Origin of the sequence: Stenotrophomonas sp. 169 (assembly GCF_014621775.1) — a bacterium.
GTDB lineage: Bacteria > Pseudomonadota > Gammaproteobacteria > Xanthomonadales > Xanthomonadaceae > Stenotrophomonas.
In genome coordinates this window covers 3745609-3761733 of the sequence record NZ_CP061204.1, presented here as the reverse complement: position 1 = coordinate 3761733, position 16125 = coordinate 3745609, and the positions used below count along the sequence as shown (strand labels likewise).

Annotated in this window: 10 protein-coding genes; 7 read left to right on the top strand and 3 right to left on the bottom strand. The window is 65.6% G+C overall.

Translation table 11 applies throughout. The features are described from left to right. Window positions 1-6: 6 nt before the first annotated feature. On the bottom strand, window positions 7-3252 hold the full coding sequence (locus ICJ04_RS16410) for an efflux RND transporter permease subunit (protein WP_188325236.1): 3246 nt from the start codon (window positions 3250-3252) through the stop codon (window positions 7-9). A gap of 74 nt (window positions 3253-3326) precedes the next feature. After that, a complete protein-coding gene (locus ICJ04_RS16405; RefSeq protein ID WP_188325235.1) occupies window positions 3327-4577 on the bottom strand; it encodes an efflux RND transporter periplasmic adaptor subunit in 1251 nt (416 codons plus the stop codon). A 184-nt stretch (window positions 4578-4761) separates the two neighbouring features. Between ICJ04_RS16405 and ICJ04_RS16400 the strand changes: the two genes are divergently transcribed. The 7 genes from ICJ04_RS16400 to ICJ04_RS16370 all read left to right on the top strand — a co-directional run bounded on the left by ICJ04_RS16400 (window position 4762) and on the right by ICJ04_RS16370 (window position 13607). Continuing rightward, a complete protein-coding gene (locus tag ICJ04_RS16400) occupies window positions 4762-6081 on the top strand; it encodes an amidohydrolase (protein WP_188325234.1) in 1320 nt (439 codons plus the stop codon). Window positions 6082-6555: 474 nt separating this feature from the next. Then, the gene (gene queF, locus ICJ04_RS16395) at window positions 6556-7374 is read left to right on the top strand and encodes an NADPH-dependent 7-cyano-7-deazaguanine reductase QueF (protein ID WP_188325233.1); all 819 of its coding nucleotides are present in this window, start codon (window positions 6556-6558) and stop codon (window positions 7372-7374) included. Window positions 7375-7480: 106 nt separating this feature from the next. Further along, the gene (locus ICJ04_RS16390) at window positions 7481-7771 is read left to right on the top strand and encodes a LysM peptidoglycan-binding domain-containing protein (RefSeq protein WP_188325232.1); all 291 of its coding nucleotides are present in this window, start codon (window positions 7481-7483) and stop codon (window positions 7769-7771) included. A gap of 43 nt (window positions 7772-7814) precedes the next feature. Continuing rightward, the gene (locus ICJ04_RS16385; protein ID WP_188325231.1) at window positions 7815-8324 is read left to right on the top strand and encodes a hypothetical protein; all 510 of its coding nucleotides are present in this window, start codon (window positions 7815-7817) and stop codon (window positions 8322-8324) included. A gap of 288 nt (window positions 8325-8612) precedes the next feature. Beyond that, entirely contained in the window at window positions 8613-10844 is a 2232-nt protein-coding gene (locus tag ICJ04_RS16380; RefSeq protein WP_188325230.1) for an NADP-dependent isocitrate dehydrogenase, read from the top strand. A 113-nt stretch (window positions 10845-10957) separates the two neighbouring features. Then, window positions 10958-12688 carry a bifunctional isocitrate dehydrogenase kinase/phosphatase gene (gene aceK / locus ICJ04_RS16375; protein WP_188325229.1) on the top strand — a complete coding sequence of 577 codons (1731 nt, stop codon included), beginning with the start codon at window positions 10958-10960 and terminating at the stop codon, window positions 12686-12688. Window positions 12689-12737: 49 nt separating this feature from the next. Then, window positions 12738-13607, top strand: coding sequence for an energy transducer TonB (locus ICJ04_RS16370; RefSeq protein WP_223202922.1), 870 nt, complete (start codon window positions 12738-12740; stop codon window positions 13605-13607). A 648-nt stretch (window positions 13608-14255) separates the two neighbouring features. Here ICJ04_RS16370 and ICJ04_RS16365 read toward each other — a convergent pair. Continuing rightward, window positions 14256-15824 (bottom strand): sensor domain-containing diguanylate cyclase, encoded by a 1569-nt coding sequence (locus ICJ04_RS16365; RefSeq protein WP_188325228.1) that lies wholly within the window; start codon window positions 15822-15824, stop codon window positions 14256-14258. Window positions 15825-16125: the final 301 nt, after the last annotated feature.

The following is a 16125-nucleotide window of genomic DNA, read 5'->3' as shown; positions in this document are numbered from 1 at the left end:
TTGCACTCACGCCTGCGGCTCCTGCGCCGGGGGATGGCGATCGCCACGACGCAGCGCGCGCTGCTCGCGACGCCGTGCGGTCCAGTCGGAGAACCGTTCCATGTAGAGGTAGATCACCGGTGTGGTGTACAGGGTCACCAGCTGCGACAGCAGCAGGCCGCCGACGATGGCGATACCCAGCGGACGACGCAGCTCCGAACCGATGCCGGTACCCAGCGCGAGGGGCAAGGCGCCGAGCATGGCGGCAGCGGTGGTCATCATGATCGGGCGGAAGCGCAGCAGGCACGCCCGACGGATCGCCTCATGCGCGTTGGCGCCGGTTCGACGCGCCTCGATGGCGAAGTCGACCATCATGATGCCGTTCTTCTTGACGATGCCGATCAGCAGCACGATGCCGACGATGCCGTCCACCGACAGGCTGAGGCCGCTCAGCATCAGGGCAAGCAGCGCGCCCACGCCCGCCGGGGGCAGGGTGGAGATGATGGTGATGGGGTGGATGTAGCTTTCATACAGCACGCCCAGCACGATGTAGATCACAACCAGCGACGCCAGCAGCAACCACACCACGTCGGTCTGGCTGCCGGTGAACTCCGCGGCCTTGCCGATGAACTGTGCATGCACCTGCGAGGGCAACTTCAGTTCGGCCTGGGTCTCTTCGATGGCCTTCACTGCGGCGGACAGCGAGTACCCGCTGGCCACGTTGAACGAGATGGTGACCGCCGGCAGCTGCTGCTGGTGGCTGACCAGCAACGGGGCACTGGTGACCTTGCTGTCGGCCAGCGCGGACAGCGGAATGATGCCGCCGCCGCCCACGGTGATGCCGGTGTTCTGGTTGCCGATGCCGGTGGCCGTGGACGAATTGGACGAGGTGACCTGGCCGAAACTGGTGGCGTTGGTGCCGGTCAGTGCACCGGTGCCATTGGACGCAACGGCCAGCTGTTCCATCAGGGCGGTGCTGGTACGGAACTCCGGCGCGACTTCCAGCACCACGCGGTACTGGTTGAGCTCGGTGAAGATGGTGGAGATCTGGCGCTGGCCGAACGCATCGTAGAGCGTGTCGTCGATGGTCTGCATCGGCACGCCGAGCACGCTGGCCTTGTCGCGGTCGATGGTCAGCTCCAGCGCGCGCCCCTGGTTGGACAGGTTGTTGTCCACGTCGGCCAGCTCGGGTCGTTTGCGCAGCGCTTCGGTCATGCGCAGCGCATGAGTCGCCACTTCGTCGGCCTGTACGTCCGACAGCACGAACTGGTAATCGGTGGCCGCGACGCGGGTATCCAGGGTCACGTCCTGCACGGGCTTCAGGTACAGCGCGATGCCGGGAATGTTCTTCACCGCGTCCTGCAGGCGCGGCAGGATCACCGCCATGCCATCGCGCTCACCCCGTTCCTTCAGCACGATCGACAGCTGGCCCTGGTTGAGCGTGGGGTTCATCGAGCCGGCGCCGATGAAGGCCGATACACCGGTCACGTCCGGATCCTGGCGCAGCGCCTCGGCCACGGCCTTGGTGCGCTGTTCCATCTGCGGGAAGGCGACGTTCTGGTCGGCCTGCACCACGGCGGTGATCATGCCGGTGTCCTGGTCGGGCAGCAGGCCCTTCGGGATCAGGATGTACAGCACCACCGTCAACACCAGTGCCGCGCCGGCCACTGCCAGGGTGATCGGCTGGTGGGCCAGCACCCAGTCCAGGCTGCGCTCGTACAGGCCCACGGTGCGGGACCATACGTTCCGCTTGCCGGCCGCGGCCGCGCGTTCGTGCGCGTCTTCGCCTTCCGGCAGTTCGTCCGGCTTGAGCAGGTAGGCGCACATCATCGGGGTCAGGGTCAGCGAGATCAGCATCGACAGCGTGACCGCGATGCTCAGCACCCAGGCGAACTCATGGAACAACCGGCCGGTGACGCCGGGCATCAGCAGCAGCGGCAGGAACACCGCGACCAGCGACACGGTCAGCGACAGCACGGTGAAGCCGATCTGGCGCGCGCCGATCTCTGCGGCTTCCTTGCCACTCTTGCCCTGCTCGATGTAGCGGACGATGTTCTCGATCATCACGATCGCATCGTCCACGACGAAGCCGGTGGCCACTACGAGAGCCATCAGCGAAAGGTTGTCCAGCGACATGCCGGCGAAGGCCATCACCGCGAAGGTGCCGGCAAGCGACAGCGGCACCGCGACCGAGGGAATGATCGTGGCCCACAGGCGGCGCAGGAACAGGAAGATCACCGCGACCACCAGGCCGATGGTCAGGATCAGGGTGAACTGCACCTCATGCACCGACGCACGGATGGTTTCAGTGCGGTCGGAGAAGATCTCCAGGTGTACATCGGCGGGCAGCACGCCCTGCAGCTGCGGCAGCAGCGCACGCACGCGTTCGACGGTCTGCACGATGTTCGCGCCGGGTTGGCGCCTCACTTCCAGCAGCACCGCTGGCTTGCCGTCGGCCCAGGCCGCCAGCTGGTCGTTCTCTACGCCATCGACCACGTTGGCGACGTCGGACAGGCGCACCGGCGCGCCATTGCGGTAGCTGATGATGGTGTCGCGGTACTCGGCGGCACTGGTCAGCTGGTCGTTGGTGCCGATGCTGTAGGACTGGGTCTTGCCATTGAGCGACCCCTTCGGTGCGCTGACGTTGGCCTGGGTCAGCGCACTGCGCAGGTTCTCCAGGGTCAGTCCCATGTTGGACAGCTGCGCCGGGTTGACCTGGATGCGCACGGCCGGGCGCACGTTGCCGGCGATCGACACCAGGCCGACGCCCTGCACCTGCGACAGGCGCTGGGCGAGGATCGAGTCAGCGTAGTTGTTGACCTCACGCAGCGGGCGCGTGTCGGAGGTCAGCTTCAGCGTGACGATGGCCGCGTCGGCCGGATTCACCCGGTTGTAGACCGGCTGGTAGGGCAGTGAGGAGGGCAGGGTGGCCTGGCGGATGGCGGCCTGCACGTCCTGCGCGGCGATGTCGATGTCCCGTTCCATCGAGAACTGCAGGATGATCGTGGACAGCCCCGCCGACGAATCGGACGTCATCAGTTCCAGCCCGGATATCTGCCCGAACTGGCGCTCCAGCGGCGTGGTGACCAGCGACGCCATGGTCGTGGCGTTGGCGCCCGGGTACTGGGTGGTCACCACCAGGCTGGGTGCGTCGATCTCCGGCAGTGCCGACACGGGCAGCTGGCGGTAACCGAGGATGCCGAGCAGCAGCAGCCCCGCCATCAGCAATGAGGTGGCGATCGGGCGACGGATGAAGAGGGTCGAAAAGCCCACGGGCAGATCCTTGCTGGGACGTCATGACGATGCCGGCAGAGGTGCCGGCACCGATGAATCAGGCGGGGCCGCGATCAGCGCGGGCCGCCACCTGGACGGCGACCGCCGTTCTGCTGCTGTGCGGCCTTGAGTTCGGCTTCGGTCGGCGCTGCCGGGGTTTCGCCTGGCTTGAGTGCGTTCACCTTGGCACCGGGCTTGAGCCGGAACTGGCCTTCGCTGACCACCCGCTCACCGCCCTTCAGGCCTTCGGTGACCTGCACATGGCTGTCGCCCACTTCCACGCCGCTGCGCACGGTCTGCATCTTCACCGTGTTGTCGGGCTGCACCACATAGACGTACTCGCCATCAGGTCCGCGCATCACTGCCTGGGTGGGAATGACGATGCCGCCACCGATGGTGCGCAGCTGCAGACGGACGTTGACGAACTGGCCCGGCCACAGGATGTTGTCCTGGTTGGCGAACAGGGCACGCGCGCGGAACGTGCCGCTGTCGCTGCTGATCAGGTTGTCGACCACATCCAGGGTGCCGTCGCCGCTGATCACATGGGCATCGGTGCGATCGAGCGCGGCGATCTGCACGGCACCCGCCTTCTGCGCGGTACGCACGTCACCGAGCTGGCGCTCGGGCAGGTTGAACACCACGTGGATCGGATGGACCTGGGTCAGGGTGACCAGCGCCGTACCGGCACTGACCACGTTGCCGGCGTCGACGGCGCGGATGCCGGCCACGCCGGTGATCGGCGCGGTGACCTTGGTGTACTGCAGCTGGACCTGGGCGGCGCGCATGCTGGCCTCGTTGGCCGCCACGGTGCTTTCGAACTGGGCCACCTGGTTGCGCTGCGTATCCAGGTCGGTCTTCGCCACGTACTGCTGGTATTCCGGCGCACTGGAGCGCTGGAAATTGGAGCGTGCGGTCGCCAGCTGGGCCTGGTTCTGGCGTTTGGCGGCCGCGGCTTCGTCATAGCTGGCCTGCGCGGTGCGCGGATCGATCACCGCCAGCACGTCGCCCTTCTTCACTTCCTCGCCTTCGCGGAAATTTAGGCTCATCAGTTGGCCGCCGATCTGCGGGCTGACAGTGACGGTGTTCATCGCGCTCACCGTACCGAGGGCATTGGCGTACACCGGCACGTCCTGGCGCTGGGCTTCCACCACGGTCACCGGCACCGGGCCGGTGTCGGCCGGGGGGCCGCCCCGCTCGCCGCGCTCACCCGCCGCAGCGGCATCGCCGGCAGGCGCATCCTTGCCGCCGCCCATGAAGCGCAGGCCGACGAACACGACCACCAACACTGCCGCCACCAGCAGCACGATCTTCCACAAACGCGACATTCCAATCACTCCTGGGGGCTGGGCCGGGCGAACGCCCAGCTGGCAAGGTGCCAAGCATACCTGTGGGCCGTGTCAGTGCCTGCATGCCAAAAGGGCCGGATGCTCCGACCCTGCCAGGAGCCAAAGGTTCCCGAAAGCGACCGCTTGGCCTACATTCAACCGCAACCCTACCGTGGAGATCCCGATGCCCCGTCGCGCGCTGCTGTCATCCGCCCTGTTGCTGGCCCTGCCGGTGCTCGTCCATGCGCAGTCCGCCGAGCGCCCCGAAGTCGCCGCTGCTGCGCAGAAACTGCAGGCCCAGGTGGTGGAGTGGCGGCGTGATTTCCACGCGCATCCGGAGCTGTCCAACCGCGAAGAGCGGACCTCGGCAGAGGTCGCCAAGCGGCTGCGCGCGATGGGCCTGAAGCCGAAGATCGGCATTGCCCACCACGGCGTGGTGGCGATCATCGAAGGCGGCAAGCCGGGCCCGAAAATCGCCCTGCGTGCCGACATGGATGCGCTGCCGGTCACCGAGCAGACCGGGCTGCCGTTCGCGTCCAAGGCGACCAGCACGTACCGCGGGCAGACCGTCGGGGTGATGCATGCCTGTGGCCACGACGCGCATACCGCGACCCTGCTGGGCGTGGCGGAGGCCCTGGTGGCGATGCGCAAGGACCTGCCGGGCCAGGTGATGCTGATCTTCCAGCCCTCGGAAGAGGGCGCCCCGCCGCCGGAAGAGGGCGGTGCGGCCCTGATGCTGAAAGAAGGCGTGTTCGCTGATTTCAAGCCCGAAGCAATCTTCGGCCTGCACGTGTTCTCCAGCGTGCAGGCGGGCAAGATCGCCGTACGCGGTGGCCCGCTGATGGCGGCCTCCGATCGCTTCGGCATCAAGGTGATCGGCCGCCAGACCCACGGCTCGGCGCCGTGGAACGGGGTAGACCCGATCGTGGCCACGGCTGATCTGATCGGCACCGCGCAGACCATCGTCAGCCGCCGTACGAACCTGGCGCAGCAGCCGGCGGTGGTCACCTTCGGTGCGATCAACGGCGGCATCCGTTACAACATCATCCCGGACGAAGTGGAGATGGTGGGTACCATCCGCACCTTCGACGAGGGCATGCGCCAGCAGATCTTCGCCGACCTGCGCAACGTCGCCGAGCACACCACGGCCGCGCATGGCGCCACGGCAGTGACCGAAATCTACGAAGCGGAAGGCAACCCGGCGACGGTGAACGACCCGGCGCTGACCGCCCGCATGCTGCCAAGCCTGCAGGCGGTGGTGGGCGCGGACAACGTGTACGAGCCGCCGCTGCAGATGGGCGCGGAGGACTTCTCGCTGTTCGCCAAGGAAGTACCGGCGATGTTCTTCTTCGTCGGTTCCACCAGCGAAGGGATCGACCCGGCCAAGGCGCCGGCCAACCATTCGCCCAAGTTCCTGCTGGATGAAAAGGCCTTGGACGTAGGGTTGCGCGCGTTGCTGCAGGTGAGCCTGGATTACCTGAACGGTGCGCCAGCCGAGGCCTGAGTGGGTTCGCCGGGGGTCCACGTCATCGCATTCGCGCTGCCGCCCCCACGCTTTGCTTCGCAAATCGCGGGCCCCGTCTCACCAGCACCCACACCCCGCCGCTTCGCGGCCGCCCCTGACTCAGGGGCTCCCTCCACCCGACGGGTCAACGGGGCCTGCGGTAGCGCCGACCCATGGTCGGCGGAGGGTCCCCGCCAAGAGCCCGCTGCGCTCGCCGACCATGGGTCGGCGCTACCGCTTTTCTCTTTTTTATTACGCGGCGGGCGGCCACGGAACCTGTCAGGGGGCCGGGCGGTGGGGCGGGGCGGGGGCGTTGAGTGCCATGGATGGCACGAAACGAGGCCCGCATGGATGCGGCTCTTGCCGTCCCCCGTCCCGCCCCACCGCCCGGCCCCAAGCACGTAATCCGCTTTTCGCAGCAGCCCACCGCGAGGGGGTCTCACCCGTTCGACCCGCTCATTTACAATGGGCGCCATGAATACCCCCCAGGATTCCAGCCTCGGTCGCGAGGTCAGTTACCCATCGCAGTACGACCCCGGCCTGCTGTTCCCCATCCCCCGCGCGGCGGCACGCGCCGAGATCGGCCTCGACGCGGCGGCGCTGCCGTTCGTCGGCCATGACCGCTGGCACGCCTTTGAACTTGGCTGGCTGGATGGCCGGGGCAAACCCTGCGTCGCCGTCGCGACGGTGCAGGTGCCGTGCACCTCGCCCAGCCTGGTGGAATCGAAGTCGTTCAAGCTCTATCTCAACTCACTCAACAGTGCCCGCTTCGATACCCCAGAGGACCTGCGTGCGTGTATCGCAACCGACCTGTCTGCCTGCGCCGGTGCACCGGTAGACGTCCGCTTCGGCCTGCCGCCGCTGCGCGAGGTGCCACTGGGCGACAGCATTGATGCGCTGGACGTGGATATCGACTGCTATGGACCGCCCCGTGCGGATTATCTGCTGGCCGATGCGTCACAGGTGGTCGAGGAAACCCTGGTGTCGGCACTGCTGAAGTCCAACTGCCCCGTCACCGGCCAGCCCGACTGGGCGACGGTGAGCGTGCGCTATCACGGGCCGAAGATCGACCGCAGCGGCCTGCTCCGCTATCTGGTCAGCTACCGCGAGCATGCCGAATTCCACGAACAGTGCGTGGAGCGGATCTTCAGCGAGGTCAGCCAGCGCTGCGACCCGCAGTGGCTGGAAGTGGAAGCACGCTACACCCGCCGCGGCGGCCTGGACATCAATCCGTGGCGGGCCAGCCACGGCATCGCGATGCCGGCAACGACCTACCGGGAGCAGCGCCAGTAACGGCGCATGCCCCCGGGCGGCACAGGCTTCACGCGAAAACCATCCCTATTTAACAACCTGTGTGCGAACGTGCTTGCCACGTAGTCATGCAGACGGGAGTGTGTTGATGAGTACCGAGAAGAAAGCCGATTTCTCCGGTGTCAGCGCCAAGGTGGACAGCACGGCAGACCAGGTCCCGAAGGCCGACTTTTCCGGCGTTTCGTCCTCTGTCGACAGTACCGCCGAGGTCGTGGGTGGTACCTACACCGTCGCGGCGGGTGACACGCTGTCGAAGATCGCGAAAGAGCATCTGGGCAGCGCGAATGCCTGGAACAAGATCTATGAAGCAAACCGTGACCAGCTTGATGATCCGGACAAGATCAAGCCGGGCCAGGTGCTGAAGTTGCCGCCGAAGTAAAACGACATTCCGCGTTATCGCCGTACCCCTTGGAGGAAACCCTATGACCTGTACCCACACGCTTCGTAATGGCCTGCTTGTCGCACTGCTTGGCAGCGTCGCTTTGGTTGGCTGCAAGAAGAACGAGCCTGCAGTCGATACCACGGCCACCCCGGCGGCGGAAACCGCACCCGCTACCGCACCGGCCCCGATGACCGGCGCACCGCCGCCGATGGCCGAAGCGGCTTCGGTGAATGTTGCTTCGGTAACTGTTGGCAAGACGGCTGCGGCGGATAAATCCGTTGCGACTGCAGCGATGTTCGCACCCAAAGACGAGATCATCGTCTCGGTTCGTACCGACGGAACCGCGAACAATGCCAACGTGGGCGCCAAGCTGACCTTCCAAGATGGCCAGGTGGCCGGTGAGCAGAGCGCAACGCTGAACACCAGCGGCGCCGAGACCACCAACATCAGCTTCAAGAATGCCAATGGTTGGCCGGCCGGCAAGTACCGTGCGGAAGTCATGGTGGACGGCAAGGCGGCAGGTACCCCGCAGGAGTTCGAGGTCAAGTAAGTCCACGCATTACCGACTCTCTCCCGGTAGTGGACTCACGATGGACGCAGCCGCGAGGCTGCGTCTTTTTTTATGTGCCGACCAGGTCGCTGCAGTACCTGCGCGTATGGTGCAGCTTTGCTCCGCACGGCGGAAATGGAGACAATGCAGGGGTTACCCCGCCCCGCGTTGTTCGCAGCAGAGGCGGAGGAAGTGCAGGGCGCGTCCGCCCTGTGCACGACACGGTTGCACGTGGTCCGGCGCTGGCGCCGGCCTTCCCCTGAGATCCGCAAAGAGTCCTGATCCCCCATGTCGAATACGCCCAAGATCCTCTATACGCTGACCGATGAAGCCCCGTTCCTAGCGACCCAGTCGCTGTTGCCGGTCGTCAGTGCATTCACTGCCACCGCCGGTATCGCGGTGGAAACGCGCGACATTTCGCTGTCCGGCCGCATCCTGTCGCTGTTCCCGGAGCGGCTGAAAGACGACCAGAAGGTCAACGACGACCTGGCCGAACTGGGCAAGCTGGCCACCACGCCGGAAGCGAACATCATCAAGCTGCCGAACATCTCCGCTTCGGTGCCTCAGCTGAAGGCGGCCATCAGCGAGCTGCAGCAGCAGGGCTTTGCATTGCCGGATTACCCGGAAAGCCCGGCTGACGATGCGCAGCGCGAGATCAAGGCGCGCTACGACAAGGTCAAGGGCAGCGCGGTCAATCCAGTGCTGCGCGAAGGCAACTCGGACCGCCGCGCCCCGCTGTCGGTAAAGAACTATGCGCGCAAGCATCCGCACCGCATGGGCGCGTGGTCGAGCGAGTCCAAGTCGCACGTCGCGCACATGGAGTCGGGCGATTTCTACGGCAGCGAGCAGTCGGCCACCCTGGCTGACGCAGTCAGCCTGAAGATCACCCTGCATGCTACCGATGGCAGCGAGACCGTGCTGAAGGAAAAGACGGCGGTGAAGGCCGGTGAGATCGTCGACGCAGCGGTGATGAGCCGCAAGGCGCTGGCCGCCTTCATCGGTGAGCAGATCGAAGACGCCAAGGCACAGGGCGTGTTGTTCTCGCTGCACCTCAAGGCGACCATGATGAAGGTCTCCGACCCGATCATGTTCGGCGTGGCGGTCAACGAGTTCTACAAGGACGTGCTGGCCAAGCATGGCGACGTGCTGAAGCAGGCGGGCTTCGATGCCAACAATGGTATTGGTGACCTGGCTGCACGTCTGCCGTCGCTGCCGGAAGCCACCCGCGCCGCCATCGAGGCCGATCTGAAAGCCGAGTACGCGCATCGCCCCGCCGTGGCGATGGTCAACTCGGACAAGGGCATCACCAACCTGCACGTGCCGAGCGATGTCATCGTCGATGCATCGATGCCGGCGATGATCCGCGACTCCGGCAAGATGTGGAATGCCGAGGGCAAGCTGCAGGACACCAAGGCGGTCATTCCGGACCGCTGCTACGCGGGCGTCTACCAGGCGGTGATCGATGACTGCCGCACCCACGGTGCGTTCGATCCGGCGAAGATGGGCTCGGTGCCGAACGTGGGCCTGATGGCACAGAAGGCCGAAGAGTACGGTTCGCATGACAAGACCTTCCAGATCGCCGCCGACGGCGTGGTCAAGGTCACCGACGAAGCGGGCAAGGTGGTGTTCGAGCACCCTGTGCAGGCCGGTGACATCTGGCGCATGTGCCAGACCAAGGACGCGCCGATCCAGGATTGGGTGAAGCTGGCCGTGGAGCGCGCGCGCCTGAGCGGCACGCCCGCCGTGTTCTGGCTGGACGCGTCGCGCGCGCACGACGCCCAAGTCATCGCCAAGGTGGAGACGTACCTCAAGGACCACGACACCACGGGCCTGGACATCCGCATCCTGACGCCGGTGGAAGCGACGGCGTTCTCGCTGGACCGCATCCGCAAGGGCGAGGACACCATCTCGGTGACCGGCAACGTGCTGCGCGATTACCTCACCGATCTGTTCCCGATCATGGAGCTGGGCACCAGCGCGAAGATGCTGTCCATCGTCCCGCTGATGGCCGGCGGCGGCCTGTTCGAGACCGGTGCCGGTGGTTCGGCCCCCAAGCACGTGCAGCAGTTCGTCGAAGAGGATTACCTGCGTTGGGATTCGCTGGGTGAGTTCCTGGCGCTTGCCGCTTCGCTGGAACACCTCGGCAACCGCTACGACAACGCAGCGGCACGCGTGCTGGCCAAGGCGCTGGACGAAGCCAACGGCCAGTTCCTGGACAACGACAAGTCGCCCTCGCGCAAGCTGGGTGGCATCGACAACCGTGGCAGCCACTTCTACCTCACCCTGTACTGGGCGCAGGCACTGGCCGCGCAGGATGAAGATGTCTCGCTGAAAGCGAAGTTTGCTCCGCTGGCCAAGGCACTCACCGAGAACGAGGCAAAGATCGTCGAGGAGCTGGCCGCGGTGCAGGGCAAGGCCGTGGACATCGGCGGTTACTACCGCCCGGACCTGGCGAAGGTTGCCGCCGCCATGCGCCCCAGTGCCACGCTGAACACCGCGCTGGAACAGCTGCAGGGCTGATCGTCCCCCGGTTGTAGCAAGGAAAGGCCCGCGCAGTGCGCGGGCCTTTCTGCATCCGGGCACCGGTAGCGGCGACCGGGTAAGGTGGGCACGTCTCCGGTACCGAGCCTGCCATGTCCCCGATCGACATCGACGCCGAGCTGGCCCAGCGCATGGCATCGGCCATCCGTGATGGCTTCGAGGACTACCACGCAGGCTTCGCTGCGATCACGGCGCGCGCGAAAGGACGTTTCGAACAGCGGCAGTGGGAAGTCGCGCAGCAGGACGCGGTTGAGCGCATCGGGCTGTATGACCGCTGCATCGCATCATGCATGGAGACCCTGCGTCTGCTGGCAGGCGATGCCATCGGCGAGCGCGCGCTGTGGCTGCAGGTGCACGCGCGATACACGTCGTTGCTGAGCACCCTGATCGACGCCGAGCTGTATAAAACCTTCTACAACACCCTCGCACGCCGGCTGTTCGCAACACGTGGCGTGGATGGGCAGGTGGAGTTCCTCGCGCTCGACGTCGAACCTTCCGATGCGATCACCCATCCGGTCGCGCGGCACGTCTATGCCGTGTCGGCACATCGCCCGGCCGATGCCGTGATGCGCGTGCTGGGCGACTATCGTTTCGGTGTGCCGTATGTCCACCAGCTACGCTGCGCTGCTGCTGTATCGATAAGGCTGCAGGACGACCTGGCACATTGGGGGACGCATCCCGTGCGCGGGATCGAACTGCTGGATACGGTGTTCTACCGCGAACGACGTGCCTATCTGGTTGGCCGCGTCTTCGGCGAGCACCGTTTCTCCCCGTGCATCATCGCGCTGGTGAACGATGGCCAAGGCCTGCGCGCAGACGCCGTACTGACCCGGCGTGCCGACGTGGCCCATCTGTTCGGGGTATCGCGCAGCTACTTCCATGCCAACCTTTCCAACGTGGGCGATGCGGTGGTGTTCCTGCGCAGCCTGCTGCCTGGCAAGCCCATCGATGAGATCTACACGGTGCTGGGACGCGCCAAGCAGGGCAAGACCGAGCGCTACCGCACCTTCTTCCGTCATTTCCAGGAGCAGGCCAATGAACAGCTGGTACATGCCGAGGGCACGCCTGGCATGGTCATGGCCGTGTTCACCCTGCCCAGCTATCCATTGGTGTTCAAACTGATCCGCGACCGGTTCGCCTGGCCGAAGGCCATGTCGCGGCAGCAGGTGGAAGACAAATATGCACTCGTGTTCAACCTGGACCGGGTAGGGCGGCTGCTGGACGCACAGCCGTATCGGCACCAGCGCTTTCCGACGAGGCGCTTCGCCCCGGCACTGCTGAAGGAGCTGCGCGAACAGTGCGCATTGAGCGTGCAGGTGAATGATGAAACGGTGGAGATCGCGCTGTGCTACGTGCAGCGGCGATTCCGTCCGCTGAACCTGTACCTGCGCGAACAGGGGCCGACCGGTGTCCGGGCGGCGGCGCTGGACTATGCCCAGGCGATCACCGACATGGCGCGCAACAATATCTTCCCCGGCGACATGCTGCCGAAGAACTTCGGCGTATCACGGCACGGTCGTGCCGTGTTCTACGACTATGACGAACTGTGCCTGGTGAGCGACTGCGTTTTCCGCGACTGGCCGACGCCGCGCAACGAGGAAGACGCGATGTCCGACGAGCCGTGGTTTCATGTGGGACCGCGGGATGTGTTTCCACAGCGTTTCGGGCCCTTCATGGGGCTGCCGGCCCTGGAGTTGACCGCGGTGCGCGAGCACTACGGGCACCTGTTCGATCCGGCGTGGTGGCGTGACCTGCAGCAGCAGTTTGCTGACGGTGTGCTGCCTGACACGCCCCCCTACGCGCGCGAGCACCGGCTGGCATGAGCCGGTGGAGATTGCTAGGCTTGGCGCTCATCGACACGGAGCAGTCAGGATGCGTACGAATCTTTTGCTTGGAATAGCCTTGGCCCTCGGCACCGGCGGCATGCTGGTACCCGACACGGCGCCGGCGCAATCCGCCCGCGCGGCGCGCGCGCAGATCGAAGGCAGCATGGTCCTCACCGGCACCGTCGGCATCGCGACCGACGGCTCGGTAGATGGCTTCACGCTGGACCATGAAGACAAGGTCGATGCGGACATAAGGGATCTGGTCAAACGCACGGTCGCTCAGTGGCGTTTCGAGCCGGTGCTGCGCGATGGCAAAGCGGTTCGCGCCAAGAGCCCGGTCAGCCTGCGCTTGGCGGCAGAGCGTGCCGACGAGCAGAGCATGAATGTGGTGCTGAAAAGCGCCAGCTTCGAAGAGTACGACCCTAAGGCGACTGACACGGTGACGTTTCTGCGCATGAACCCGCCGGCCTATCCGCAGGCGCTTTTCGATGCGCGGGGCGCCGGCGTGGTGAATCTGCTGCTGCGTGTGGCACGCGATGGCACGGTCGCCGATGTGGTGGCAGAGCAGGTGAACATGCACGTGGTGGGATCGGAGCGGCAGTTGAAGAGCCTGCGCGCGCTGATGGAACGCAACGCCCTGCTGGCGGCGCGCAAGTGGACGTTCCGCCCACCGACCACGGGTAGCGACGTAGAGGAGGATCACTGGACCGTGCGCGTTCCGGTGCAGTATTCCATCGAGGGATCGTCCGCGCGTTACGGTCAGTGGCAGGCCTTCATACCGGGTCCGAAATCGCGGGCACCGTGGCTGTCCGAAGGCGAAGGTGAGAAGGATGCGACCGATACGCTCGTCGCCGGTGGCGTGTACAAGGTGGGTGGGGAAGACAAAGGCCCCCGCTTGTTGACCCCGCTGGGCTGAGCACGGTTCGGGTAGTGACGGCCGCTGGCCGTCAGTCCCCGTCGCCGGCAGGCTTGTTCGCGTAAGTACCGGCAGGCCTGAACCAATCAGGTTCTGACGGTCTGGCGCAAAACTGAAGGCCAGGATGATGCCGCGCCAGTATCGTGTGCGTCTGGACTCCCTGCTGGGCTTTGCGATATGTGCCGCATCGGCTCCCCTGCTTCAATCACTGCGCAGTACCCTCAACCCATTCTGCCTGGTGCCCCCTTCGTTCTCGACCGCGGGCCACAGATAAGAAGGATCGGCAATGGCTTGATGCCGGACATGGCGCAGCCCGCGCGGCCACGATCACGCGTTGGCGCCGACATCATACGTCCCGCCGGAGAACGGGCTGCTGTGGCTCCTCAGCTCTCTCTTGACCAGTATGCGCAGCTGATTCGCGATGCCTATCAAGTATCCGCGGCATGGCGAACTGGCTCGGCGCTCAGTCCCTCGGGCGTCTCCCGTGATACCGAGCGGGAACGCATCAGAGAGCTTGCCTAGCAGGCGATGAGGTTGCCGGATCAGGACGTCCTCGCGCCACGCTCGGCGGCTTGCCGTCGAGGCAACACGCTGATCGATGCAGGCCGCGCATGTCGCTCGCCGAGCACGGCTCGGCGCTACCAGAGGTCAGCGGTACGGGTAGACCACGCTGCGGTTGCGACCCTGTTCCTTGGCCATGTACAGCGCCTTGTCTGCCATGCGCAGGGCCTGCTCGGCATCAGCGTCAAAGGTCGGGTAATGCGCGACGCCGACCGACACGCTGACGTGGCCGACGGGGTCCACCGCGGTCGCAGCGATCTGCTGGCGCAGCCGCTCGGCGATCGCCAGGGCGTGCTCGGCGTCGGTCGTGGGCAGCAGCATCAGGAACTCTTCGCCGCCGTTGCGGCACAGCACGTCGCCATCGCGTGAGTAGCGTCGCATCTGTTCGGCGATGTGGCCGATGACCTGGTCGCCGACGGCATGCCCGTGCTTGTCGTTGATGGCCTTGAACCGATCGATGTCGAGGGCAAGGATCGCGAATGACTGCCCTTGCACCTTCCAGCTTTCCAGCGACTGCTGTAGTCCGCGACGGTTCAACAGGCCCGTCAATGGATCGGTCCGGCTTGCGCGGTTCAGCGTGCCGATGCGGTCCTGCAGCGTGTTGATGCTGTACAGCACGGCCTGCTTCAACTGAGCCACTTCGAAGTACCACGCGCGGATGCTGCCGACGTCGCTGATGGCAAGGCGCGTATCGCCTTCCTGCACATTGCGCGCCAGTTGCCACAGGGGCAGCGAGATGCGCCGCGCGAACCACCAGGTCACCAGCAGCGAAAGTACTCCCAGCGGGATGGCGCGCCAGATCACTGCCGACATCAGCTGTGACAGCGGCTGCAACGTCGCTGCCGTTGGACGCTGCGCGACCACGCCCCAACCGGTGGCGGGTACCGGCGCATAGCCGGCCAGCATCGACACGCCCCGGCTGTTGCGGATCTGCGCCGCACCGCGTTGCCCGCGCGATACCGCTTCGATGACCGGATTGCCGGGGGCGTAAGTGCCGACGCGTTCGGGGTCGATGTGATACAGCAGGCGGCCGGTACGGTCGACCACGTAGAGGTAGGAGCCGTCACGGTAGTAATGAGTGCCCAGCAGGCTCTGCAGGATGCTGCGCTGGCGCAGGTAGATCGTGCCGCTGACATAGCCTTTGTACGTGCCCCGCGCATCGAACACCGGATGCGACATCGCCACCAGCAGCTTTCCGGTGGTGGAGTCGTAAGGATCACTGACCATCGGCTGGCGCCGCTCCAGGGCTATCTGGTTGCCCACGCTGTGCAGGGTGTCGCCCTTCAGGTGCAGCGTCTGCGGTGAGGTTGCCAGCACCAGTCCGGTTTCGTTGACGATCAGTACCGAGTTGAAGCTGTTGGTCTGCAGCTGCAGGCGACTGGCCTCATCCTGTGCACGGTGGGCCTCCATGTCGGCCCGGCCGAGCAGCATGGCCGTATACGCCAGCTGCTGCTGCGAGGAGAGGATGAAATTCTGCGTGGTCTCGGCCAGTTTGTTGGCGTATACCCGGTTGGCTTCCAAGGTATTGCTGATCAGCTGGTCACGCTGCACGCGGTAGCTGGCCATCAGGGTATTGGCCAGCGCGACCACTGCGCTGAGCAGGGCCAGGGCAAGAATGAGCGAGCCCAGGTTCAGGCGTTTTGACATGATGCGCATGCGGGCAGGTCGGGCCTGTCTGATGCTGGGCCAACCGATGGGAACGGGTTGAGCGACAGCGAGGGACAACGCCCGCACGCATCAGGCTGCGCACGGTTCGATGGGGATGGCGGTGCCATTATCGCCGAAAGCGACAAGGCGATGGGGGTAGCGCCGAGCCATGCTCGGCGAGCGCGCAGCGCGGCCTGTGTCAGGCGTGGCGGTGCCGGACACATTCCGCCGAGCATGGCTCGGCGCTACGGCGAGCGGGGTGCGCGGCGCAGGTCAGGCGTGGCGGTGCCGGGCACACTCCGCCGAGCAT

What these genes read in the sequence shown, in the direction of transcription:
- ICJ04_RS16405 (WP_188325235.1), bottom strand. Translation starts at nt 4,577, where the DNA reads ATGTCGCGTTTGTGGAAGATCGTGCTGCTGGTGGCGGCAGTGTTGGTG.
- ICJ04_RS16370 (WP_223202922.1), top strand. Translation starts at nt 12,738, where the DNA reads ATGCGTACGAATCTTTTGCTTGGAATAGCCTTGGCCCTCGGCACCGGC.
- ICJ04_RS16365 (WP_188325228.1), bottom strand. Translation starts at nt 15,824, where the DNA reads ATGCGCATCATGTCAAAACGCCTGAACCTGGGCTCGCTCATTCTTGCC.
- queF (WP_188325233.1), top strand. Translation starts at nt 6,556, where the DNA reads ATGAATACCCCCCAGGATTCCAGCCTCGGTCGCGAGGTCAGTTACCCA.
- ICJ04_RS16400 (WP_188325234.1), top strand. Translation starts at nt 4,762, where the DNA reads ATGCCCCGTCGCGCGCTGCTGTCATCCGCCCTGTTGCTGGCCCTGCCG.
- ICJ04_RS16380 (WP_188325230.1), top strand. Translation starts at nt 8,613, where the DNA reads ATGTCGAATACGCCCAAGATCCTCTATACGCTGACCGATGAAGCCCCG.
- ICJ04_RS16385 (WP_188325231.1), top strand. Translation starts at nt 7,815, where the DNA reads ATGACCTGTACCCACACGCTTCGTAATGGCCTGCTTGTCGCACTGCTT.
- aceK (WP_188325229.1), top strand. Translation starts at nt 10,958, where the DNA reads ATGTCCCCGATCGACATCGACGCCGAGCTGGCCCAGCGCATGGCATCG.
- ICJ04_RS16390 (WP_188325232.1), top strand. Translation starts at nt 7,481, where the DNA reads ATGAGTACCGAGAAGAAAGCCGATTTCTCCGGTGTCAGCGCCAAGGTG.